Below are 22,379 nucleotides of genomic sequence, written 5' to 3'. Positions count from 1 at the left end.
TTAAACCCTTCCTCTCTCCGGCACCCTGGCTAGTGAAGGGAAATAAAAAAAGGCATTCCCGTGGGGAATGCCTTTGATTAGTTCATCGTTGTTTAGACGATTACTTAACCATTGATTTGAATTCTGCGCCAGCGCGGAATTTTGGAGCCCAAGAAGCTGGGATTTTGATTGCTTTACCAGTTTGTGGGTTGCGACCAGTGCGAGCTTTGCGTTTAGCTTTAGTGAAAGTACCGAAGCCAACAAGTTTAACGTCGTCGCCTTTTTTTACTGATTTCTTGATGTTCTCTACTGCGCAATCAAGGATCATTTCAGCTTGAGCTTTAGAAACTTTTGTTTCAGTAGCGATTTTTTCGATAAGTTGAGCTTTGTTCATTTGAACTCCTCTTTGAGACACTTTTGTGTGTCCGTCGTTGTAAATAAAAATCGTGATGATAACTCTTCGTCATCCAATGACATGGTCATGAAAATGCAAAATCGGAAATTCGTCAATAGCAAAATGTGAAAACGACTCTGAGTGCGCGTTTCAGCGGCATCAGTGCATATCTTCAGAAGAGTCTTCGTCATCCATACTTAAAGCATCACTTGAAGAATCTTTGACGGGAATTTTGTATTCTTCGCTGGCCCACGCGCCAAGATCGATGATGCGACATCTTTCTGAACAGAAAGGACGGAAAGGATTTTCTGGTGAGTACAACGCTAAACGCCCGCACTGCGGGCATTTAACCTGTCTTGGTTTTTGAGGTTCTGTCATACGTGAATCTTTGCTGAGTCTTGCCGCGAGTGCAAGACGCAGAGCTTAGTACTTTTTAAATTTACCCGTTGCGAACTTCGTCGCTACGTTATTGTACGGGTAGTAAAGATCATATGTGAAGTAACCGTCTTGCAAAGTTCCTTGAAGAACTTGGATTTGGATCAAGCGCAAGCCGCCACCATTCCAGTAAGAACCTTGAGCACGGATCTCGAAACCTTTGCTATTGTTGATCAAGCTGAACGTGTTGTTGGAGTTCAAGATAAGTGGATTGAACGCAACACCGCCCGCATCCCAACCCAAGCTGAAGTTCCATGAGAAGAAACTTGGAGCTGGATAAGCTTCGAAACGAACTGCTGGTTTCATCGATGAATCGATAGAGAATGCAATTTTGAATGAACCAGAAACCCAGTTGTTACAATCGGAAAGACCGCTGCTCCAACCCCAGATGTTTCGGTCACAGATCGCCATTGCTTCTTTTAAGAATTGTTTGTAGGCGCCTGAGTTGACGATCGTCATGTCACCATTAACAGTGCCGACGCCGCCCCAACTTTGCACATATGAACGATTGAAGTCATAATATTGAACGGGCCCTGTCACTGTGCCTGGAGTTCCTGGTGTAATAGGAGTTCCACCGTTCGTCCACACGCAGTTTACGCCGTTATACGAATAACCCGCGGGACATGTGTACGTTGTCGTACCACCACCGCTGCCATCGCTACAGCCAACCATAAGTGTTGCGAAAGACATCATCGCAACAAAGGAAGCTAAAAGCTTTTTCATAACAAACCTCTTTCTAATTAAACTTCTACATCTACTCTGCAATACAGAAGTCATGCCATTTCTATCTATGTATGAATTGTGGTTATTTTGCGATTGGCAGCTTAAACACTGTTTAAACTCTAGAGAGCACAGTCAATTTGCGTCACTCTTGAGAGTGTCTAAAAATGAGACACTCTAATTTTCCCTCTGAAAACGACTCTTTTTCTTCTCACAAATAGGAATCTTTTAGGTCGAGTAAAAAATGAATCTGTGATAGGGTGCAGGCGCTATGATCGATCGCAAATATCTTCCCTACATTCTTGGCCTTCTTCTTCTCGTAGCGCTTATGGCAATGGCGCAGTCTCCACGTGTTTTGGTGAAAAGCAAAACCAGCGAACGTCAGGTGCAAGTCCAAGAGTCCTCTTCGGGATATTTCTATCTTCCCGTAGGATCAAAAAATGTGTCGGATTTAACTGAAGTGGATTATGCCACCTTGATTGGCCAATTCTTGGTGAAAAATTATGCGAAAGTTCAGGCAGCGACGGGGAAGAGTCTCCTCATCCCTTACGAGTGGCAAAGTCCCTATTTCGCCGCCTTCGCGCAGCAGAAAGAAGACTCGATGCAAGTATCTCTCTGGGGTGGAATGGCGCGTGCGCCGGGTGCGACCAAGGCCGCACTCGCCGCTATTCTTTGTCATGAGTTGGGTCATATCTTGGGCGGAGAACCTCGCCAAACAATTCCGGGTTCGGATTGGGCGTCCACCGAAGGGCAATCGGACTTTTATGCCGCATCGACATGCTTGCCCGAACTTTTAACGGCGTATCCTGAAATTGTTTCGACAGTGGACAACGCGGTTAAGGAAGTCTGTAATCAGAACGTTCTTTGCGAAAAATCAATGCAAGCAGGTTTGGAAATGGTGCGCTTTATTCAGCAGTACTCCTATCGCGAGTATGTACCGGTGAATATCAAAACGCCAGCTGCCGCCGCTCTTGAATTGGTTCGCAATACTTATCCGTCAGATCAATGTCGTCTAGACAGCTTTGTGCAAGGTAGTTTATGCCAACTAGGAGCGTGTCGAGCCCCCGTGTGTTGGCTTCCGCAAAAGTAGATACGTACCAAGCAAGATCACTAGCAGACTGATCCAACTTGAAATTGAAATGCCCAGTGTAGGCCCGCGAAAGTCATCACGGAAGTATTCCATGATCAAGCGGCCGATCGCATGCAAGATCATCCACGAATAAAAAACGGCTCCTACTTTTTTTCTCGGAGCTTTTTCAATTCCTAATAAAATAAAGAGCACACCTAATTCCCACAAGGCGGCATAGGCTTGAGTGGGATGTCGTCCACCGAAGGCCCACGGCAGTTCGCAGTATCTTCCGAAACAACATCCGGCTAAAAGACAGGCGATACGGCCCATGACATAAGAAAAAGAAAGAACGGGAGCAAACATGTCCAGATAGTCTTTGATGTTGCTTTTGTTCTTTTTGAAAAGATAAATCAAGGCCAGAAGTCCCGCTAAAAGGGCTCCACCGTAAAAAACAAAACCGCCATTCCAAACTTGAAAGATGCGGATCGGTTCTTCGCGGTAGTAGGGGAAGTCTTCATAGAAAACATGGAATAAGCGCCCGCCTAAAAAACCACCGACCATGACGATGAGACTAAGGTCGAGGGTGCTTTTTCGCGAAAGTTTGAACTGTTCCGAACGACGCACCAACCACCACAGGCATAGACAAACAGTCCCACTGAGAATCAGATAGTAAGTGGGAATACCGAATGTGGATGAAAGCGGAAGGATCGGGTACAAACTGCCTCCAAGTATACCGACGATAGACTTAATTTTCTTTTATTCCCCAAAATATTCAACTCGATTCTGGTCAAGCCCTGCTAACTAAATACATAATTACAAATATATGAAGTTGCACCCTGCCGAAATTGCTAAGGAAATTAAAAGTTTCTCTTTCTTCAAGTCATTTAGTGATGACTTGCTTTTACAAGCATCTGCAATGATTCACACCGAGTCTGTTTCCGCAGGAAGCTTCATTCTTCAAGAAGGAAAGAAGAACACTTCTCTTTTTTTTCTTAGATCTGGAAGCGTGGAAGTTTCTTTAGCTGGCGAAGTTATCGCCACGCTGAACACACCGGGTGAAGTGTTCGGTGAAATGAGTGTGATCACATCTAATTTGACGTCGACGACAGTTAAAGCACTTACGCCTGTAGAATGCTTCGTCATTCGCTCGGAAGATTTCGGACATGTACACCCGAAAGACAAAGATCGCTTCCAAGCTCTGCTTTTTCAAATCTACTGCTTTATCCTTACTGAGCGCTTGATGCGCACCAATGAAAAGGCCAGGCTGTTTGAGATTCTCAACCGCGAGCTTCACGAAGCTCAAAGCGCCATTGAAAAAAGTGGTGGCGGTAAGGTTCTTTTGGTCGAGCCCGATAAAAAGCAGCAACTTCCAATTCGGATGGCGCTCGGCGGAACCGGTGTTCAACTGGATATCGCCAGTGACTCTGCGATGGGGCACACGTTCTTAGCTGAAAATAAGTATGATATTGTTCTGTGTGAAGAAGCTTGTGTGGACGTCTTAAAAGATGTTCAAGACAAGAAGTCTTCTCCCTATGCGGTTCTTCTGACAAGCAAGGACGTACAAGGAAACTTAAAGGTTCTCGAGCAAAACCGCTTCGTTGATCACATCATTTCTCGTGATGCCGAAGATAGAAACGCGACGATTCGTTATGTCTTAACGGCCCTAAGCAAGCTCTTAAATAAAGATCTTTTCGGTATCGAAAAATATCTGACTTGGGGGGTAGAGGTGCAAACTCGCGCTGTCACTCACTCCGGTCAGCGCGAAGGGCTTCGAGAAGACATTTATTCCTACTTTAAAAAGATGGGAATTCGCAGCACGGTTTTAGATCGCGTTAACACAGTGGTTGAAGAAATGCTGATGAATGCGATCTACGATGCTCCGGTTGATGCTCAAGGGAAGTCCATCTTCAATCACATTTCTCGTAAAGAAGAAATCAAACTCGATACCCATCAGCAGTCGCAGCTAACGTACGCCAGTGATGGGGTGTTACTTGCAGTGGCGGTGAAAGATCCATTTGGCTCGCTGACAAAGAATATCATCATTGATTATCTGATGAGTTGTTATAACGGCCAAGCAGGCAGCATGAACGCTGAAAAAGGTGGTGCGGGCCGTGGTCTTCACCAAATTATCGAGAATGCAGATTTAACCGTGTTTAATGTCAAAAAAGGCGTTCGCACAGAGGTGATCTGTCTATTTAACGTGGACGGACAGAAGCGCGAAGCGCAGCCCTCGTTCCACTATTTCTTCGTGTAGCTCAATAGACCCACCAACATCTGTCCGATCAGGATGCAGGGGACGGTGGGAAGCTCTGTGGATAATAAAGAAATACTAAATCCCAAAAGACTTCCTAAGGAAGCGATCAAAAGTATTTTCACTGTATAAGAATTTAAGTTTCGGCTGCGAGACGAAGCAAAGCTTGTCGCAATGAAAAGCGATCCCATGGTGTAAAGATAACCCATGCTTTGAATAGCCATAGTTGTTAAAAGCAGGGTCCCGACATCAAAAACCAGATTTTTGCCGCTGCGATGAATGAAGCTTTGGTTTAAAAGCTGAAAAGAAATCATCGAAAGCTCTTTCCAACTCCACAATAAGAAAACCGCAAATGCCAACGCCGCGACCAAGCTCATCTGCGCACCCCAATTACTCATCACTGCGATATCACCGAAATACGCCGCCGCCATATGTGACTCTAAAGAGGGAGTGATAGAAGTGATCAAGTACGTTAGAGAAAGAAAGAAAACAAAAAGTGTTAAATAGACGTGGTTGCGGTCCGAGCGGGACTCAATCCAAAAATCAGAAAGTAAAAGCGTCAACCAACCCAAGCTTAAACCTAAAACCAGATTCAATCCGTGAAAGTCAGTACCCAAGATAAGGTTTAAAACAAAACCCAACACGATTCCTAAAGAAGAACCTTGACCCAAAACAAAAATCTGCGCACTTTTAGCGCGAGCCGTCCACTGGCCACCAATCAATGCCAGCACCGCCGCCATCACTACACTGGCAGGTAAAGCCCACTGATAAATTTTCAGTAAATCCAAAAACGAACTCATCGAATCTCCAGAAATTTCACTGATGCCCAGTTTTGCACAAGGGCGCGATGAGATACCAAAATCAAAGAGCTTTGCGGATTCGTTTTAAGAAACTGTGCTAAAGCATCTTCTAGGACTTGAACAGAGTCTTTATCCACATGATTAAAAGGTTCATCTAGCACCAATAACTTAGGATTTTTCGCCAGAACAGCAGCAAGAAGAACTTTCTGTCTTTCACCACCGCTGGCTGTGTTCCATTTTTTATTCAGATCAAGTCCGCGCAATAGCGCAAGGTTTTGGGCGGTCGGTGGAACCATGTCTTGCAAAGTCAATGGAAGGTGGAAGTTTAAGTTTCCTAACTGAGGTAAATACTGCATTTCCTGTTTTGAAATACGTAAATGAAAAGAGCCTTCATAGTATTTATGAAGACCCAAAACAGTTTTTAGCAAAGTGCTTTTACCGGAACCGTTTTCTCCACGCAAAAAAAGCACTTCACCTTCTTGAAGTTCAAAGTCGACCGCCGGTGAAAGATCCATTCCTTCACGACTGCGGGCTTTCAGATTTCGAACTTCAAGAATAGAACTCATGGAATGGATCTTACCAATAGTTTTTGCAAGCCTTCAATCGTCTTTGCGTCGGAATTCCCAGAAGTTTGTACATACGAAGGGACGGTGACAACAGGAATTCCAGAAAGCTCTGTGAATCTTTCCAAGGCCTTATGAGGGGCTGATGGAGTGGCAAATAAGACAGCTACTTTATTGTCCTTCGCCAATTTTGCCACTTGAGCTAAGCGCGCCGCCGACGGTGGCATGCCTGGCTTTTCCTCTAAGGACCCGATGGACTCAAGCCCATAGGCATTAAAGAAGTAAGTAAACTCCTTGTGATATTCCATGACCTTCACTTTTTTCACGCTCTTAGAAAGCTCTGTCTGCAAGTCCGTCATCTTCTTTTTGAATGCATCATAATTTTTCGAAAATTCAGAGGCTTTCCCAGGATCCACTTCTGATAAAACGCGAACAACTTCGCTGGCACCTTCAACCAGCTTTTCTGGAGACAAAGCAAAGTGCGGATTTCCTTGAGGATGAACATCTCCCAACGATCGGTTGATAACACCGACTGGCACATCCACAGGTTTTACGGATTTTCCTAAGATGCAGGAGCCTTTGCCACCCGAAGACACTTTTGCATTTCCGGCCTTTTCAAGAACTTTAGGAAGCCAGCCGACTTCCAGCTCTAATCCGACGGAGCAAAGAACATCCGCACGGTTCACTTTCAATATATAATCAGGGCGAGCTTCAGCATAATGAGGGTCTTCGCTTCCCTTCAGCAAGCTTTGAACTTCCACTTCGCTTCCGCCGATAGCCTGAACAACTTCGGCAATATCAGGAAGGGTCGTCACGACCTTGATTTTTGCAAAAGTCGTCGAAGCACAGAATAAACATGTCGCAAATACAAAACTCTTCACGAAAACCCCCTAGAATGAATGTGCCGGATGCGCACCTAAGATTGAAACTAATTGCAACTCGATTTTTTGATTCAAGTCATCAGATTCACCCTTATAGGTTTGCACGTCATAAGTGTAAGCAACGCGGAACCAAGTGAACTCGCTATGCTTATAGGTCAGTGTCGGAACGAAACCGTAATCTAAATTGTCCTGTTTAGAGCCATCGGACTGAAACGTGCGCGAAAGCTCAGAGAACAAATCCACACGAAGTCCCAGAAACAGGCGTTCACTCAAGGACATCTGCGGATAGATGTACGCGCCGATATCTTCTTGGCGATCGGCCTCCAGAGCTTTCAAGTTGCGATACCAGATTTCTGATTGCAAAAGAAAACGAAGAACTTTGCCTTCCATTTTTTTAAACACAAAATCCAAACCGTAAAGCTGAGTTTGAATACCCTGAGCATCCGTGCGGCCTAAATAATTCATTCCCCATTGCAGGGCTCCGGCATCACCAAAATCAATAAAGTTCACAGGATGAATGTAGTGGGTTGGGACGCGCGGTTTTTCCCCGGCATCGTGAGCGTGTCCATAGGTGTATCCGTTGGTCACACCTGCTGTGATATCCCAATATGAATCTGTTGGAAGAAGAGTCGAAAACTCGCCGCCCGTATCGGCAACACCTTCTTCATCAAAGAACTCCGTCTGCACGCGTGGAGCAGAAATAAACGCCCAGTCATGTTGATGGAATTGATTTAAGCGACCTACTCCTAAAAAGAACTTACCGATTTTGAAACGAGAAGAGGGAATGAGCTTGCTTGATGAAACGAAAGCCTCATGCACTTCAAAAACAAATTCACCGTCTTCATTGTGAGCAGCGGCGTTTAAATAGGCGTCAAAAGTGGGATCTAAGGGACCAAAGAAAGAAAGCTCCGCAGATCGAATGTCCAACTTGTTTTCTTCAGAACCTTCAAAATCAAAAGGGGCCACGATATCAATCGCCGCCGCCGTTTGAATGTTTTGTAAAAGATTCTGTGCCGAAGCCTGAGCACCCGAAAGCAGAATAAAAAGAGCAACTGTAAAACATTTCATTAGTGTGATTCCTGTGGTGCAGATAAAACAGCTTTAAGAAGCTGCGCTTTTTCAAGTTTAAAACCCCAGTTGCGACCGAAGCCGTTGCCGGGGCTATTATCATAATTCAAATCCAAACTGTCTTCGGCCGAATTATAAAGAGTATTGCGATGATCCATAGAGGCATTCTTGGATCCTTCCCACAATAGAATATGACTTGGATGTTCGTTGTTATGCACATCCATCGTAAATGTCAGAACGCCCGTAGCATCTACAGTATTAAACAGGGATGTCCATTCTTGCGTTTGACCCTGAGCAGAGCTGAAAACAAAAAGTTTTGTGCCCTGTCGAGTGAAAACAAAATCAATGCCACTTTTAAGCTGGGTGTCTGCGAAAGTAGAGATGCTGAGACGTCCTCCATCTTCCAAAGTAAAACTCACTTCAAAGTTGGCTCCCGAAGATACGGAAGAAACGGTATCAGCCATAAGCCCTACGCCGGGAGAAATTTCGAAGTAAGCTTGATCGCCGATTTTTTGCGCTTGCTGAAGAGCTTCCTTGTCAGGATTGTGACCGCCTCCACAAGCTGTCATGAATAAAGCTGTCAGTATGAGCAGAAAAGAATTTTTCACGGATGACTCCTAGAAAGAGGGCTCGCCGGGACCGGCATTGCGACTGCGGTGACAATCGATTTCTGTTCCTGCATGGATATGACACATGAAATGAGCTTTTGCTTCAACACCATTTACTGAAGACGAAAGGGTCACAAACATTTCCGTCGTATTTTGCCACATCTTAATGCTTGTTAAATTATCTAATGATGAAATCTTTCTTTCAAAAACATCCATGGAAGAGGCTAAGCCCTCAAGATATGCATCGACATTGAAACTCAACGCCGGTGCGGTAGAAGGAACATTGTTCAGTTCTCCGCCCTCATGGCAGTGCGCCTGTTGTTCGTCGCCGTGAGCATGGAAGTGGCAGTCATAAGAAGCCGATTTCACCGTATTTTCCGTTACGAAGTAAATTTTAGATAAAGCTTCGTCATTAACGGACTCCGTTTGGAAGGTCCAAAGAAGACCCGCGCCTGAAGTTTCAAACATTTCTAAGGCCTCGGCGGTTGCAGCGCCGACCTTTGAACGATTTAAAATGCTTAAGTCAGTTGTATGGTCGTGAGCCAAAGCGGCAGGGGCGAAAGCGAAAATCACGGAAATAAGAAAGGTCTTCATAGTGTCTCCTTCGATTTAAAGCCTTCTAGCACCCTGATTTCATAGATGCAAGTAATTTGCATTTAAAAAATGCAACGAATGGTTGCGTGACACAGAGACTTGTTGCGGCGTCACCCCGGGTCCGCTATCAAAGGGTCATGCCTGGGCTGATTCGATTTCGCTGGATTGCGATATTCTGTCTAACTTTGGGGATTATTCCCCTGATTCATTGGAACCTTCTACAGAAAAGGGACATCTTCTATTTTATTGCTGTCCTGGCCTTGCTCGCGACCTTCAATGTTCTGTCGCAAGGTTTATGGCCGCGCGAAGATCAAGCTCGTCAAAAACATACATTGGTTCATCTGTGGGTGGATCTACTCGCGGCGGCGGGTTTGCTTTTCGTCAGCGGCTCTGCCAACAATCCCTTCGTCAGCATTCTTTGCATCCATTCCTTCTTAGGAGGCATGCTCTTGCGCCAAAGAGCCTCTTATCTTTTTGGAGCGTCCGTTCTTCTTTTGTTGGGCCTTTTGCAATTAGAGACCTACCTTGATGCTAGGGTGACAGTAGGCTCTGATGTTTCTGATTTAGGCTTAAGATTTCTTTCGCAATGGCTCTTGATCACCGCTTCTTGGTTTGTCAGTCATTATTTTTCAGGTCTCTTGCAGAAAAATGAAATGCGCATTCGTCTGCTACAGGACCGTCAGCACCAAGCCGACCGTTTGAAATCCTTAGGCGCATTGACGGCCGGGTTCTCTCATCAATTAGCGACTCCAATGAATTCCTTAAAACTTCGCATGGAGCGCGGTTTAAGAAAGCTTTCCGGCGACGAAACGGCCGCGCGCGAGGAGTTAGAAAAAGCTAAGACTTCTTTAGATGAGTGTGTGCAAGTGTTTCAACACATGGCTTCGGTCTTTTCTCGTTCTTCCCAGGCAGAGCTGCACACGGTGGAAATTCAGAAGCTGGCCGAAGATCTTTTAAAAGTCTGGGAAAAAGAAAATGAAAGTGCCGTTATTGAAAAGCACTTTATGACCGAGCCTCTGTCTTGCCGTTTGCAAGTACTGGCTTTTTCCAACACTTTCTTCGACTTGTTAAACAACGCTTTGGAGGCCTCTCCGGCTGGGTCTAAAATTTACGTGCGCTTGTTTAAAAAGGACTCTTGGATTCTTTTAGAGGTCACAGATCTTGGAGAAGGACTGTCTGAAGAAACTTTGTCTCGCTTGGGAGAGCCCTTCGTCACTACAAAGGTGGATGGCAATGGCTTGGGAATTTATTCTGCGATGATGATGGCACAAGCGGCGGGCGGAGAGTTTAAAATCTTTAATAACACCTCGGGAAGAGGCGCGACTGCGCAAATTCGTCTTCCCATTGAGGAGGCTTAAATGGATATCAAAGGTAAAAAGCTTTTATTGGTTGAAGACGATCGTAACCTTCGGGAAGTTTTAACGGAAGAACTGCAAGACCGCGGCATGGTGGTCACAAGTTTTGAACAAACGCCTTCATTAACCCAGATCACCGAAGCCGAATGGGCACTTCTGGATCTGCGTGTGGGTTCTGAAAATGGCCTTCAGTTCTTAAAAGACCTCAAAGACAAATTTCCAGAAGTGAAAGTCGTGATGATGAGTGGATTTGGCAGTGTGGCTTCGGCAGTGAAAGCCATGCAACTAGGGGCGCACAGTTTTATCAGTAAACCCGTGACTCCAGATATGATCATCAAGGCCTTTACCGATCAAAATGTGGGTGAGGAAGTTCCAGAGCAAGAGATCTCTTTGGCTCGTATGGAACGAGAGTACATCGACTACGTTTTGCAGAGTTCTGATGGCAACATCACTCAGGCCGCGAAGAAATTAGGTTTGCATCGTCAAAGCTTGCAAAGAAAACTTCGCAAGAACATTCCGAACAAATAAAAAAGGCGCTTAAGCAGCGCCTTCCGTTTTCTCTTTTTCTTTCTTTTTATTCTCAAGGAACATCAGAAGCAGAAGAAGTCCTACTCCACCGACAATGGCCATGTCAGCGATGTTGAATGCCGGCCAGCTCCAACGATTGTAAATATGGAAATCCAGGAAGTCGATCACGTAGCGGAAGCGCACGCGGTCGATGTAGTTTCCGATAGCGCCACCGAAGATGCTTGAAAGAGCGATAATTTGTTTTGTGTCGTCGTCTTTCACGCCACGTAAGATGCCTAGGATGATGATCAACGCGATTGGCGGCATTGCTAAGAAAAAGATCTCTCGGAAATCTGGATGGCTTTCTGCCAAGAATCCAAACGCCGCACCGAAGTTTCTTACATAAGTGATGTTAAAGAAATTAGGAATGACAGAGATGGATTCGCCCAGGTGAAAGTGCGTGTGAACATAGACCTTAATCACTTGGTCTAAAGCCACAAGGAAAGCAGAGATAAGCACAAGCCAGATATATTTACGTTTCATGCTGGGGAGTATAGCCCAATTACCGCGGGCCACGCAAAGACTACTTAAGTAGGGTTTTTGAACGGCTGTAGCCGATTTTGATAAGCATGCGAAGGGCCTCAAGGTCCGAACTCAAGTTGAACTCTTCTTTGACTTCCTGAATCATGCCTTTGGAACAGGAATCCAGCATCTCCATTAAATCAGGTTGGCGAGTTGTCGCTGTCACAGTTTTTTCAGTATAGGAAACCTGAGTTTGTGTCGCGGTTGTCGCCGCCGGCACAACGTGAACTTGCTGAACTTGTTGCATTTGCTGAACCTGTTGCACGGGAGGTGCTACAGTCACCGGCGTCGGTTGAGGCTGTGCCATCACCGGACGAGCGGGGCCGTCAAGTTCACCCATCATACCAGCCAGGCTTCTTAATTCATTTTTGAAGTTTTGGATGCTCGGTCTTTCCAACGCATGGTCGCCATCGCGAGTGGCTTTGAGATACAAACTCACCAAGATATCCGGAGTCGTCGCCATTTCCTTGATCGAAGAGTTTTGAACTGTCAGCCACTGATAGGCTTTCAGCAAAGTCTCTTTCGTGTATGCCTGTGGTGGCAACGGATTCATGGTCATTGATTAAATTTCTCCGGAAGGTGAGCGACTGAAACTACAGACTCCATTACGTCGAGTCAATGTAGAGTAACCACAAAATCCCAAGAATTATCTGCTCAAAAATTACGCATCTCTAGATGCAGGGGTTTAATTCAATTACAAAACTAGAGGCATTGCGAAAAACGAAAAAAAGGAAAAGAGTTTTTCTTGATTTTTCTTTCAGGTTTTAGGAATGGCCCAGTTAATAAAAGAAAAACCCACAAGTTTTTAGCTTGTGGGTTTCGCCATTGTTTTAGGATTTTCTTAGTTGGCGTAGTCTTTCGCAACGATTCCGTACTTCTCAATTTTTCTAAGAAGTGTCTTCTTCGGAATATTAGCGTGCAACGCCGTTTGATTGATACGACCACGGAAAGTTTTAAGAGCTTTGATAATAAACTCTTTTTCGAAAGCTTCTTTCTGCGCATTGAAATCTAGGTTTTCGGAACCGTTGTAAGGAACGATTTCTTCGCCATCCAACTCTTCAGAGTCTGTACCCACGTCCGCATCATCGTCATCACCCAAAGTCGCATGGGCCTGAGAAGCAGATGCCAATCCCACAGAAGCCACGCTTTGAGCGGTTTCCATCACCGGTGGAACATCGATCAAATTTGTACCTGTCGCAATCAACAAGGATTCAGGTAAAGATGCGATCGTGATGATGTTCGACATCTCTAGAACGAAAGCGTGTTCGATCACGTTTTCAAGTTCACGGATGTTTCCTGGCCATGTGTGCTTTTTAAGAACTGCCATCGCATCTGGAGCAATTCCGTTGATGCGTTTGCCATGCGCTTGGTTGAATTTCTTAATAAAGATATTCACCATGTGATCCATATCGTCTTTGCGTTCAGCCAACGCTGGCAAGAAGATAGGTACAACGTTCAAACGATAGAACAAGTCTTCGCGGAAAGTGCCCGCTTTGATCATGTCTTCAAGAGGTCTATTTGTCGCCGCGATAATTCTAACATTTGTTGGGAATTCGCGATTTGAACCTACCGGAGTAAAAAGCTTTTCCTGAAGAACGCGCAAGATCTTTACTTGCATCAATTGCGGCATGTCGCCCACTTCATCGAGGAACAGAGTTCCGCCTTCAGCAAATTGGAATTTTCCAATTTTACGTTGATCTGCGCCCGTGAAAGAGCCCTTTTCGTGACCGAATAGTTCCGATTCAAAAAGATTTTCTGGAATTGCAGAGCAGTTGATGGCGACGAACTTTTCATCTTTGCGAGCCGAGTTGTAGTGAATCGCTTTAGCAACAAGTTCTTTACCCGTACCCGAAGCACCACGAATCAAAACAGGGGTATCGACCTTAGCAAGACGGTGAATGATGTTAAACACCTTTTGCATTTGTGAAGTGTGACCGATGATTTTACGACCCGCTTCGTGCATGACGGGTGCAGAAGCAGCGATATTTGAAATCAAGTTGTGAGCATTAACGGCTTTATCGATCAATTGAAGTAACTGATCACTGCCAACAGGTTTTGGAAGGTAATTGTAAGCACCGTCTTTAACGGCTTGAATCGCATCATTCAAAGTCGCGTGAGCAGTCATGATGATCGCGATGATACCTGGATCAAATTCTTTGATTTGGCGAAGAGCTTCGAGTCCGTTCATGCGAGGCATGTCCACATCAAGAATCACTAGATCGTATTTCTTGTCGCCGCCTTTGATTTTTTCCATAGCGTTGACGCCATCGAAAGCCTCGTCGACTTCAAATCTTTGAGTGACTGCGAGTGCGGATTTAACCGAAAGTCTTAAGCCCTGATCGTCGTCTACAACCAAAACCTTAAGCATGTGTACCCCCTTGCTCGATTGGTAGTTCTACCGTAAATGTGGAGCCATTACCATGGGAAGATTCTACAAAAAGGCGTCCATGGTGAAGTTCTGTAAAGTATTTAGCCAGATAAAGCCCCAACCCTGACCCCTTGATCGGCGAGCTTTTGGCGTTCTTGGATCTGAAAAACTTCATGAAAATATTAGGCAATTCGTCAGCTGGAATACCCGGCCCCTGATCGGCGACTTGCACCACCACCTTCGTGGAGGACTCTTCGCTAGAGATCATAATCTTCGTGTCTTCAGGGCTGTATTTAATGGCGTTTTCTACAAGGTTTGAGAACACCTGCTTCATTAAATCAGCGTCGACAGGAACAGGGAACATAGGCTCTAGTTCCGAGACGATCTGGATACGTTTCACTTTTGCAAGGAACTCGTGCTTACGGATGACTTCTTGAAGAAGATTGTTAATGTCCTTGCTTTGCAGGTTCAACTGCACGCCCTGGCTTTCAATCTTTCCGTAATTCAAAATCGCATTGATGAATTTCAAAAGGTCATCAGAAGAATGGCGAATCGTATCCACAGCCTCGCGCTGCTGCGGACTCAATGTGACGGGATCCGCAAGAATCATATCCGTCATCCCTTGAATACGCGCAATCGGCGTTTTCAAATCGTGCGACATCATCGAAATAAAATTCGTCTTAAGCTCTTCAACCTGGCTTAGAAGTTTATTCTTCTGGTAGTACTCCCAACTGCGACGATTCTCTACGATCAAGCGGTAGGGGATGAAGAAGTAGTAGCAGAGGAAGATAGATAGAATAGGCGCGGCCATGCCGATCCATAGATTGCCGATGGCAAACGCGGCGTAGGAGAGGATCGAGAAACCGAGGACAGTTCCGACAAGAACGATCAGTCCTTTGGCTGGACTCATTGTGAGTACTACGTGAACGGTCAGCACAGAAATGAGCCAGATGATGACAAAGTTGAACCATTTCGGCGGTACACGAGGTGACGCATTGAGAACGATCGTGTCCAGCATATTGGCGTGCATCTCCGCAATCGGCATCGCAGTCGGCTCGCGAGAATAAGGCGTTAAAATATAATCACTGTTTTTAAGAGCGGTATCATCACCGATAATAATAATTTTGTTTTCAAATGCATTTCCAGCAGAGGACTTTTCCAATAGTTCTATGGCGGAGTGGCTCGGGTATGTTTTTGCTGGATGAAAATGAATATAGGTTTGTATAGATCCAGCATATTCAAACTGACCTTGGATGCTTGAGAGGTCTTTTACGTCACGATTGATTTCGGCCGCCAACTGAGCATGAAGTAAGGGCTTGTCCTGATAGGCAATCAACATTCTTCTCGTCACGCCGTCTTTTGCAAAAGCTTTTGAGTCGGCAGTTCTCGGGCCGGAAGCAACTCTCACTTCTTGAAACGGTGCGGGAAGGGAAAGGCCGTTTTCTTCGCCTCGTAACTCAAGTTCGTCCGTAATTACGACCAAATTTTTTGTTTCTGACGCGGTTTTTGCCAGTTCGTGTTTAGCCGCTGTATCGCCAGAAATATCTTCGAGAGAGACAGCGACAAGAATGTGCTTTGGATTTTCGGCACGAACTTTTTTAATTATATTGCTTAGAACAGACGCTGAAAGATCAGACTTAAGTTTCTGTGCGCTTTCTTGATTAAATAAAACAAGTTCTACATTTCCCGAAGTGGCAGTCGTTGGAGTCGTGCGGATACGTAAGTCGTATAAATAGGCTTCCAAATAGTCCAAATTGATCTGAGACAAAAAGATTGCGACCACTGAGGCAAATAAAATCCTCAATGCAAAGAGAGCCGCCTTACGGCGATTCCCCGAGTTCTGTATGTTCTCTCCGAGGGAGGGAGGAAGAGACATATCTTTAGCTCAGTTCTTTGTGATTAGTAAATTAAGTGGAAAGAGGTACGCAGTCTCTAGGGCCTTCGGGCATTCTTGTAGAAGGCTCAGTCTTTTTGGGCGTGACCTTTTTAATGTGTTTCTTAGTCATATTAATCCCTTTCTAGCCTCTACATTGTTCATAATACAACAATGTTAGACTAATCAAGTATCTTGTTCTTTCGCAAAAACTAACATGTTTTCTGTGCTTGTTGCCGGTCATAGACTTATGCGCGAACAGGCATCCGCCTCCGCATAAGAAACGTGCCCAGCAAGTGTCACAGTTATTCTTTTTAATGAGTGGAGATTGGAGCTCTTCAAGTCGAGCGGCTTCAACGTTGTCCATATCGCCCACTTGATTTGCCTTTGTTCCAACATCCAGGGGGCAAGCATAGATCTTATTCTTAGAATCAATGCTCAGAAGTGATTTTCCTGAGCCGCAGTGATTCTCGGACCGCTTTTGGTCGTCCAAAGCTTGAAAGTATTGATCGAAAAGTACGATTTTACGTAAAGCGATTTCGCCGCCGCTTTGGTATGCAAGATTGGCAACCTTAGCCATCTCCTGCATGAAGATGCGATTGGACTGCTCTTCAGATTCAGTGATATCAAACGTGAATTCGTAATAATCCACTTCAAAATTTTTAAAGAAGCGATACGCCTTTTCCACTTCCAAATTATTTTTGCTGAATACGGCGTGAAGCTGAATACGTCCCAAGTTGCTTTTCTGTGTTAAAAGCAACTCTAGACCTCTTATCGCAGCTGCCGCGGATCCTTCCCCATTTTTCTGAGGACGAGCTTTATCATGTGTCTCTGGCGGGCCATCAATGCTAACTGTGACGTTGGCTTTGATGGCAGTAAGAATATCCGAAGCTTTCGGAGTGATTAAAGTGGCATTCGTTATAACATTGAAACGAGTGCGGATGCCGCGCTCAGTTCCCAATTCAGTCGCGTGGAAAGCGATGTGTTTGATCGCCTCAGGATAAAGCAAAGGCTCGCCGCCCAAAAAAGTAATTTGGAACTGATCGCCAGAAGAAAGTTTGTTTAAGAAGTACTGTATTTGAGGAAGAGTCTTTTCAACAGAGATTTTGGCAACCGGATCGCCATAAGTTCCATCACCGCCAGCAGCACAGTAAGTGCAATGCAGGTTGCAAAGCTGAGTGACGTTTAAAGTAAGACTTGTGACCTTGGAAGCCACCTTCACAGTAGTGGCAGTTTCGCTGACTTCATTTTGCCAATCTTCTAAAGATTCAAATGCATCGGCAATAACGCCCTTTTCTTCGGGAAGCATGCTCATAAGGAAGCCATTATCGAAAGTCGTAGGAGCCATTGAACTCCAAATTTCTTCCGAAACGGAGGCTACTTCCAAGTTGCGCGCATGGAAAGCTACGGGAGCTTGATTCCCGTTTTTGACCGCAATAATGTCTTTGTGTCTACGCAACTGCATTTGGTTTCCCTTTGATACCACCCCCGAATAGTGCAATTGATGGGCCAGTATTGCCGGGTCGAAAGATATACAAATATAAGTGATTACAAATACTTATGTTGGTATTCTGAGCGCTGGAATCTTCTGGTCCAGGGCCAAAAGGAAACTATTTACATGGTTAAAAAAGGATTAAACACTTAACCAAGCCTGGCAAAATAGGTTTTTATTTAGAGGATGTTGATGCTTCATAGAGTTCTTGCAACAGTGTTTTTAGGTGTTTTTCTTTCCTTCTTTTTAAGCCAGTTGGAAACTCGAAGCTTGGACATGTTCTTTCTAGATTGGAAACAGATTCTCTCTTTTTCCAACCCTCCGGAAGTTCCTTTGAAGCTTTTTGATATTTCAGATTTTAAGCCTAATAAAGGTCAAAAGGGCGAAAAGTTTTCTGCGCAAGAGCTCGTAATATTAATCAAAAATTTTTTAAAACATAATCCGAAGGCGCTGGTTTTGACGGTCGCAAAGAGCGAAGTTGAATTCGACCTTTCAGAAGAAGAATTTGCAAAACAATTATCAGGTTTGACCAACCTCTATTTATTTTCAAATATCTCTATATTCGAAGGTGCTACCTTTGATTTTCACAAGAAATACAAATTACATCCACGGCCATTATTTCTTATTCCCACGTATGATAGTCAGCTTGATGATGTTTCCCGAAGAATATTAATTTACTTCGATCTGGATAAAGACATTTATAACCAAGACTTCGATGTTGTGAAGAATCTTTTTTCTGAGGTAATGCCTCCTGAATACTTTAGGCACACCTTCGAATACCTCAATACCTTGCAAGTTTATATGAGGATCTGGCCGTGGTCCGATTTTGGTGAAAAGAGAATTGGAAAAGGCGATGAAAGACTTTTTCTGAACGAAAGTATCAAAGATAAAGTAGTGCTTTTGGGTGCTTCAGGTATCTATTCTTTTACAAGCTCACCTAGTATTATGAGAAGAACGAATCTTGGCGCATCCAAAATGGGTGAAAGCTATTGGCCTGCGAACCGACTTATTGCCACCTATTTGACTAATTTTTACTCTGGAGAATACGTCAAAACTCCATCAATGCCCGTCGCTTGGTTGTGGTTGAGTTTGCTCATCGTCTCCGTAAGCTTATTGTTGCTGTTTTCCCCTGTTAAACAAGCTTTCTGGTATAGTAGTTGCGCAATCATCAGTTACGTAGTGCTGAGCTACCTAGCTTTCGAGTTTTTAAGCTTGAACTTGGACGTTGCAAAGGGATTGCTGGTTGGACTGGGATCTCAGTATATCGTCATACCTCTTCGCTTTATGCGATATATCCGTCGTGAGGAACAAGAAAAATATCGCTCGCGTATATTGGTCAAAGCCGCGACCACGGAGGCGACGTTGCGCATGGTGGGGCAGGTTTCGCACGATATTCGCAGTCCGTTGATGGCGTTGCAGGTGGCGAGTTCGCTTCTGAAAGGCCAAGTGTCGGGGGACCTGCGGGATCTTATCGAAAATGCCACCCAAAGAATTCGAAATATTTCTGAAGATCTTTTTCAAAGATATAAAACGAAGGGTTCCGATTTGGTGCAAGGGGATACTTCGTTAAAGGCGGCACTTTCGGAATTGATTTCTTCCTATGAAAAAGTGCATGAAAAGGCGAGATTCGTGAACCAAGTTCCCAGTGATGTGATTGTGTATTGGCCGCTTTATGCTATTCAGCGATCTTTTTCAAATCTATTGAATAACTCGTTGGAAGCTTGTTACGCCAAAGGCATCGATCCTGTGATTGAAATCAGTGCAGAAAAGCAGGCGGGAATTATCGTGATTTACCTCAAAGACAACGGCCCAGGCATCCCTGCGGAGCACGTCAAATCGCTTTTCAAAGAAGGATCGACCTTTAATAAAAAAGGCGGAACAGGGTTGGGACTTTATCAGGTCAAAAAAGATCTAGAACTAACTGGAGGAGTGGTGTCTTACGTTCCTTCGACTCAAGGGGCCTGTTTTAAAATCGTCGTGCCGATGGCTCTTGAGGCGGTTCGTTTTGGTGTTAGTGAAAACGCTGTCATAGTGACTGCAGAAGACTCTGCCAGTCTGCAGAAGCGTTTTGAAAACGCAGGCATCAAGGTTTCTTCTTTCTCAACCCTCTCTAAAGCAAAAGAATTTCTTTCTGTGAATCCAGAGAAAAACCTGACTCTGATCGCCGACTTACTATTTCCTGGTGAAGAAGAAACGGGCTTTGATCTTTTAGACTCACTTCCGCAGAAGCATTTGTACAAGGCCGTCTTGTGTACGTCGTTAGTAGAAAGTGCGGATATTCAGGAGCTTGCGAACAAAAAAGGTGCTTTGCTGGTAAGGCGCTCTTTCTTCGATTCGATTCAAATTGCTAAGGCGAAGGCATAAAAAAAGACCCGCTGATTTAGCGGGTCTTTTTAATTCTAACTTTCAAATTTTGATTATGGATTTGATGAAGTCGCCGTCGTGCGGAACTCACCGTTACCATCTGTGTACAGACGCAAATCGAAAGAGCGGTTGTTGATGATGTTTTGGATGTACATCAACGACCGGTAAAGCTTTTCTTCATTGAAGTTACCAAAGCTGTATTGAACCGAGTTCGTGCCTTTCGCTGACAGAATCAATTCATAGCGAAGAAGCTTAGGACGGTCAGCTTCCGAGATGAAAGACATCAAGAAGCCAATGCCACGCTCTTTCCAGATGGGCATTTGTTGCAGGTCTTCAAACGCATCGAAGCGCTCTTGAACCGTTTTCTTTGGATCGATTACGATTTTAAGACGAGCCGCTACACGGTTGATATCGCCCGTGAATCCCGCGACCCAGTTTGTGATGTAGTCGATAGGGCTATTGCCACCCACGAATGGACGAGAGCGAGGACGACCCTTCTCTTCAATATATTGTTTGAAGCGCGCCGCTAAAGCTTTTTCAGTCATGTAAGGAATCACGTTCAGCGCCTCAGGGTTGAAGAACACTTCTTGTTTGAAGTAGCCGTTCACGTGCTTTTTAGCGTTGTCGCTGTTCCAATTGTGCCAAGGAACTTTGTTGAATTCCTTTTCGCCGATAGTGTCTTTAACTAGGCGTTGGATTTCTGCGAAGTCTCTTTTAGAAACGTCACGCATTTTCATCTCTGCACTTGAAGTCAAAGTCACGAAACGCTGTGGAACCCAGTTGGAATCCGCAGTGAATAGCAAGTTTGAAGTCATCAAAGTCTCTTCACCGAACAATCCAAAAAGGATTTTCGTTTTTTTATAGCGCGACAAAGTATCTAGCAGGAAGTACTGCTCGTTATCCTGTTTGTCGTAGCTTAGAACTTTGTTTTCGCCGTAAGCTTTACCAGCTTCAAACTTCCACAAGCTCAAACCGAATTTAATGCGCGCATCTTTATTGAAGCCTTCAGAAGAACCTTTGAATACGCGGTCAATACGACGTTGCTCTGGTGGCAATAATCCATCTTCCAAAGCGATATTTTCGATGTCTGTCAGGTCTGTCAAAAGTTCTTGAGTCAAATCTTTGCGAGTCACTAGTGGGTTCGCAACTTTGACATCTTTCAATTGAACTTTATGAAGCATCAAGCTGTCGTAAGCTTTAGCGGCGCCTGAGTTCTTCAGGTCAAAAACATAGTCCAACATAACGACGTCGTTTTTGCTAATGCCGGAACTTAAATCAAGTGGAGTGAGGCTCAACCATTTTTGAATACGGTCGTCGATGATATGAACGCCCAAGATTTCAAGATCATCTTCAAGATCAACACCGGCATTGGCGCCAACACCCTTGCCGCGAACCGCGATCAACTTCACGCGAACTTTATCATCGGCCATACGGAAAATATGAACCATGAACTCGCCAGAGATGTAAGCATGTGTGGAGGCACCAGCTGTGAAATCACCTTTTAAGACATCGTGGCCTAAAGAAACGACGAAAGCCAAACGGCCCTCGAAAGCCACGAAGTCGCCTGGCTCCAAACGCTCTAAAGCTTTTTTAGCAGTGAAAGGCAAGTTTTTTGGAGTGTATGGCAAAGCCAACAGGGAGTCTTTTTGACTTTTGAACTGACGAGCGAAAATGATTTCTGAATCTTTTTCGATGTTCATGCCAACAGGCGTGTCTAGATCGTCGATAAAGTCGCCCGGGTTCAGATCGAACTTTAAAGAATATTTGTCGATGCGAGTATAAAAGCCATCTACGTAAGATGGTTCAGATTCAATACGATAACGAAGTGAAGTGGAGATGCCTTCTAAGATTTCAGCGTTTACAAGATTAACGCTGGCTCCGATGTCCTGCTTAGCAACTTCTTTTTGGATCTTTTCCCAAATGTTCGCAGGTTTTAAAACTTCCCAACCAGCTTGAGCTGGTGCCACGGTTCCAAATAGGCCTGACGCTAATAAAAGCGCGAGTACTTGCTTTCTGATCATAATCCTTTTCCCTTCTTAAGAAGCTTCCAAGCTTCAGATACCAGAACGTCCGTTCAGGGCGACACGAAGGCTTACCAAGGAATCCTTAGAAGGCAAAAGCAAAAATAAAAAATCAGAACGAATTACCGGTAAATGTCGCTAGATACCATAAACTGATTGTGCGGAATTTACCGAAATGCTCTGATGATGGGTATGAAGGTAAAATTTATCATCGAAGGCAAGGGCACCGAGGTCATTGCCGAAGAGGGACGAACACTTTTAGACCTGGCACTTATCGCTCAAATCAATCCGCCATACTCTTGTATGGAGGGGACTTGTGGTACTTGTGAAGCCCTCGTCGAAGAGGGGAAAACCAGTGCGGATGCGGAGGGAACTCAAATTATCCGTACTTGCCAGGCAGTACCATGGTCCGAGTACGTGGTTGTGAACTACGATAAGAAGTCCAGCCCCTAATA

General features: G+C 44.8%; 22 protein-coding genes. 6 read left to right on the top strand and 16 right to left on the bottom strand.

Annotated features, from left to right (window positions below; translation table 11 throughout):
- Positions 1 to 100: 100 nt before the first annotated feature.
- From AZI85_RS00175 to AZI85_RS00165, 3 genes are all read right to left on the bottom strand, one after another.
- Positions 101 to 373, bottom strand: a complete 273-nt coding sequence (locus AZI85_RS00175) for an HU family DNA-binding protein (protein WP_063205168.1) — start codon at positions 371 to 373, stop codon at positions 101 to 103.
- 159 nt (positions 374 to 532) lie between these two features.
- Complete coding sequence (locus AZI85_RS00170; protein ID WP_041870760.1) at positions 533 to 751, bottom strand: DNA gyrase inhibitor YacG; 219 nt, start codon at positions 749 to 751, stop codon at positions 533 to 535.
- 45 nt (positions 752 to 796) lie between these two features.
- On the bottom strand, positions 797 to 1,531 hold the full coding sequence (locus AZI85_RS00165; protein WP_063242200.1) for a hypothetical protein: 735 nt from the start codon (positions 1,529 to 1,531) through the stop codon (positions 797 to 799).
- A 268-nt stretch (positions 1,532 to 1,799) separates the two neighbouring features.
- Between AZI85_RS00165 and AZI85_RS00160 the strand changes: the two genes are divergently transcribed.
- Positions 1,800 to 2,618 (top strand): hypothetical protein, encoded by an 819-nt coding sequence (locus tag AZI85_RS00160; RefSeq protein ID WP_063242199.1) that lies wholly within the window; start codon positions 1,800 to 1,802, stop codon positions 2,616 to 2,618.
- On the opposite strand, the gene AZI85_RS00155 is transcribed toward AZI85_RS00160, so the two are convergent.
- Positions 2,574 to 3,314 (bottom strand): prolipoprotein diacylglyceryl transferase, encoded by a 741-nt coding sequence (locus AZI85_RS00155; protein WP_063242198.1) that lies wholly within the window; start codon positions 3,312 to 3,314, stop codon positions 2,574 to 2,576. The two genes, AZI85_RS00160 and AZI85_RS00155, sit on opposite strands and share 45 nt — an antisense overlap.
- A gap of 106 nt (positions 3,315 to 3,420) precedes the next feature.
- Between AZI85_RS00155 and AZI85_RS00150 the strand changes: the two genes are divergently transcribed.
- Complete coding sequence (locus AZI85_RS00150; RefSeq protein WP_063242197.1) at positions 3,421 to 4,851, top strand: cyclic nucleotide-binding domain-containing protein; 1,431 nt, start codon at positions 3,421 to 3,423, stop codon at positions 4,849 to 4,851.
- Here the strand turns inward: AZI85_RS00150 and AZI85_RS00145 are convergent.
- From AZI85_RS00145 to AZI85_RS00120, 6 genes are read right to left on the bottom strand one after another with little or no spacing between them, the layout of a single operon-like run.
- Positions 4,836 to 5,648, bottom strand: a complete 813-nt coding sequence (locus AZI85_RS00145) for a metal ABC transporter permease (RefSeq protein WP_063242196.1) — start codon at positions 5,646 to 5,648, stop codon at positions 4,836 to 4,838. The genes AZI85_RS00150 and AZI85_RS00145 overlap by 16 nt on opposite strands.
- Complete coding sequence (locus tag AZI85_RS00140) at positions 5,645 to 6,214, bottom strand: ATP-binding cassette domain-containing protein (protein WP_063242195.1); 570 nt, start codon at positions 6,212 to 6,214, stop codon at positions 5,645 to 5,647. The genes AZI85_RS00145 and AZI85_RS00140 overlap by 4 nt, the downstream gene beginning before the upstream one ends.
- Positions 6,211 to 7,092 (bottom strand): metal ABC transporter substrate-binding protein, encoded by an 882-nt coding sequence (locus AZI85_RS00135; RefSeq protein ID WP_063242194.1) that lies wholly within the window; start codon positions 7,090 to 7,092, stop codon positions 6,211 to 6,213. The genes AZI85_RS00140 and AZI85_RS00135 overlap by 4 nt, the downstream gene beginning before the upstream one ends.
- Positions 7,093 to 7,101: 9 nt before the next feature.
- Positions 7,102 to 8,160: a hypothetical protein gene (locus tag AZI85_RS00130; protein ID WP_063242193.1), complete on the bottom strand. Its 1,059-nt coding sequence runs from the start codon at positions 8,158 to 8,160 to the stop codon at positions 7,102 to 7,104.
- Entirely contained in the window at positions 8,160 to 8,768 is a 609-nt protein-coding gene (locus tag AZI85_RS00125; protein ID WP_253720722.1) for a hypothetical protein, read from the bottom strand. Before AZI85_RS00125 ends, AZI85_RS00130 begins: the two co-directional genes overlap by 1 nt.
- Before the next feature lie 9 nt (positions 8,769 to 8,777).
- A complete protein-coding gene (locus AZI85_RS00120; RefSeq protein WP_063242192.1) occupies positions 8,778 to 9,362 on the bottom strand; it encodes a hypothetical protein in 585 nt (194 codons plus the stop codon).
- A 137-nt stretch (positions 9,363 to 9,499) separates the two neighbouring features.
- Here AZI85_RS00120 and AZI85_RS00115 point away from each other — a divergent pair, with 137 nt between their 5' ends.
- On the top strand, positions 9,500 to 10,720 hold the full coding sequence (locus AZI85_RS00115; RefSeq protein WP_063242191.1) for a sensor histidine kinase: 1,221 nt from the start codon (positions 9,500 to 9,502) through the stop codon (positions 10,718 to 10,720).
- Entirely contained in the window at positions 10,721 to 11,245 is a 525-nt protein-coding gene (locus tag AZI85_RS00110; protein ID WP_063242190.1) for a response regulator transcription factor, read from the top strand. It begins immediately after the preceding gene.
- Positions 11,246 to 11,254: 9 nt separating this feature from the next.
- Here AZI85_RS00110 and lspA read toward each other — a convergent pair whose 3' ends face one another.
- The 5 genes from lspA to AZI85_RS00085 form a co-directional block, all read right to left on the bottom strand.
- Positions 11,255 to 11,767, bottom strand: a complete 513-nt coding sequence (lspA, locus tag AZI85_RS00105; RefSeq protein WP_063205155.1) for a signal peptidase II — start codon at positions 11,765 to 11,767, stop codon at positions 11,255 to 11,257.
- A 40-nt stretch (positions 11,768 to 11,807) separates the two neighbouring features.
- A complete protein-coding gene (locus AZI85_RS00100; protein WP_063242189.1) occupies positions 11,808 to 12,365 on the bottom strand; it encodes a hypothetical protein in 558 nt (185 codons plus the stop codon).
- A gap of 282 nt (positions 12,366 to 12,647) precedes the next feature.
- Positions 12,648 to 14,174: a sigma-54-dependent transcriptional regulator gene (locus tag AZI85_RS00095; RefSeq protein ID WP_063242188.1), complete on the bottom strand. Its 1,527-nt coding sequence runs from the start codon at positions 14,172 to 14,174 to the stop codon at positions 12,648 to 12,650.
- Positions 14,167 to 16,050, bottom strand: a complete 1,884-nt coding sequence (locus AZI85_RS00090; RefSeq protein WP_081110852.1) for an ATP-binding protein — start codon at positions 16,048 to 16,050, stop codon at positions 14,167 to 14,169. The genes AZI85_RS00095 and AZI85_RS00090 overlap by 8 nt, the downstream gene beginning before the upstream one ends.
- Before the next feature lie 142 nt (positions 16,051 to 16,192).
- Positions 16,193 to 17,512: a radical SAM/SPASM domain-containing protein gene (locus AZI85_RS00085; RefSeq protein WP_063242187.1), complete on the bottom strand. Its 1,320-nt coding sequence runs from the start codon at positions 17,510 to 17,512 to the stop codon at positions 16,193 to 16,195.
- A 219-nt stretch (positions 17,513 to 17,731) separates the two neighbouring features.
- On the opposite strand from AZI85_RS00085, the gene AZI85_RS00080 reads away from it, so the two are divergent.
- A complete protein-coding gene (locus tag AZI85_RS00080) occupies positions 17,732 to 19,903 on the top strand; it encodes a sensor histidine kinase (RefSeq protein WP_063242186.1) in 2,172 nt (723 codons plus the stop codon).
- A 53-nt stretch (positions 19,904 to 19,956) separates the two neighbouring features.
- Here AZI85_RS00080 and AZI85_RS00075 read toward each other — a convergent pair whose 3' ends face one another.
- Positions 19,957 to 21,924 carry a hypothetical protein gene (locus tag AZI85_RS00075; RefSeq protein WP_253720720.1) on the bottom strand — a complete coding sequence of 656 codons (1,968 nt, stop codon included), beginning with the start codon at positions 21,922 to 21,924 and terminating at the stop codon, positions 19,957 to 19,959.
- A gap of 192 nt (positions 21,925 to 22,116) precedes the next feature.
- On the opposite strand from AZI85_RS00075, the gene AZI85_RS00070 reads away from it, so the two are divergent.
- Positions 22,117 to 22,377, top strand: coding sequence for a 2Fe-2S iron-sulfur cluster-binding protein (locus AZI85_RS00070; RefSeq protein WP_172795279.1), 261 nt, complete (start codon positions 22,117 to 22,119; stop codon positions 22,375 to 22,377).
- Positions 22,378 to 22,379: the final 2 nt, after the last annotated feature.

It is taken from the genome of Bdellovibrio bacteriovorus (assembly GCF_001592755.1).
Lineage (GTDB): Bacteria > Bdellovibrionota > Bdellovibrionia > Bdellovibrionales > Bdellovibrionaceae > Bdellovibrio > Bdellovibrio bacteriovorus_E.
Note: the sequence above shows the minus strand (reverse complement) of the source record. Positions and strands in the feature narration are given on the sequence as shown.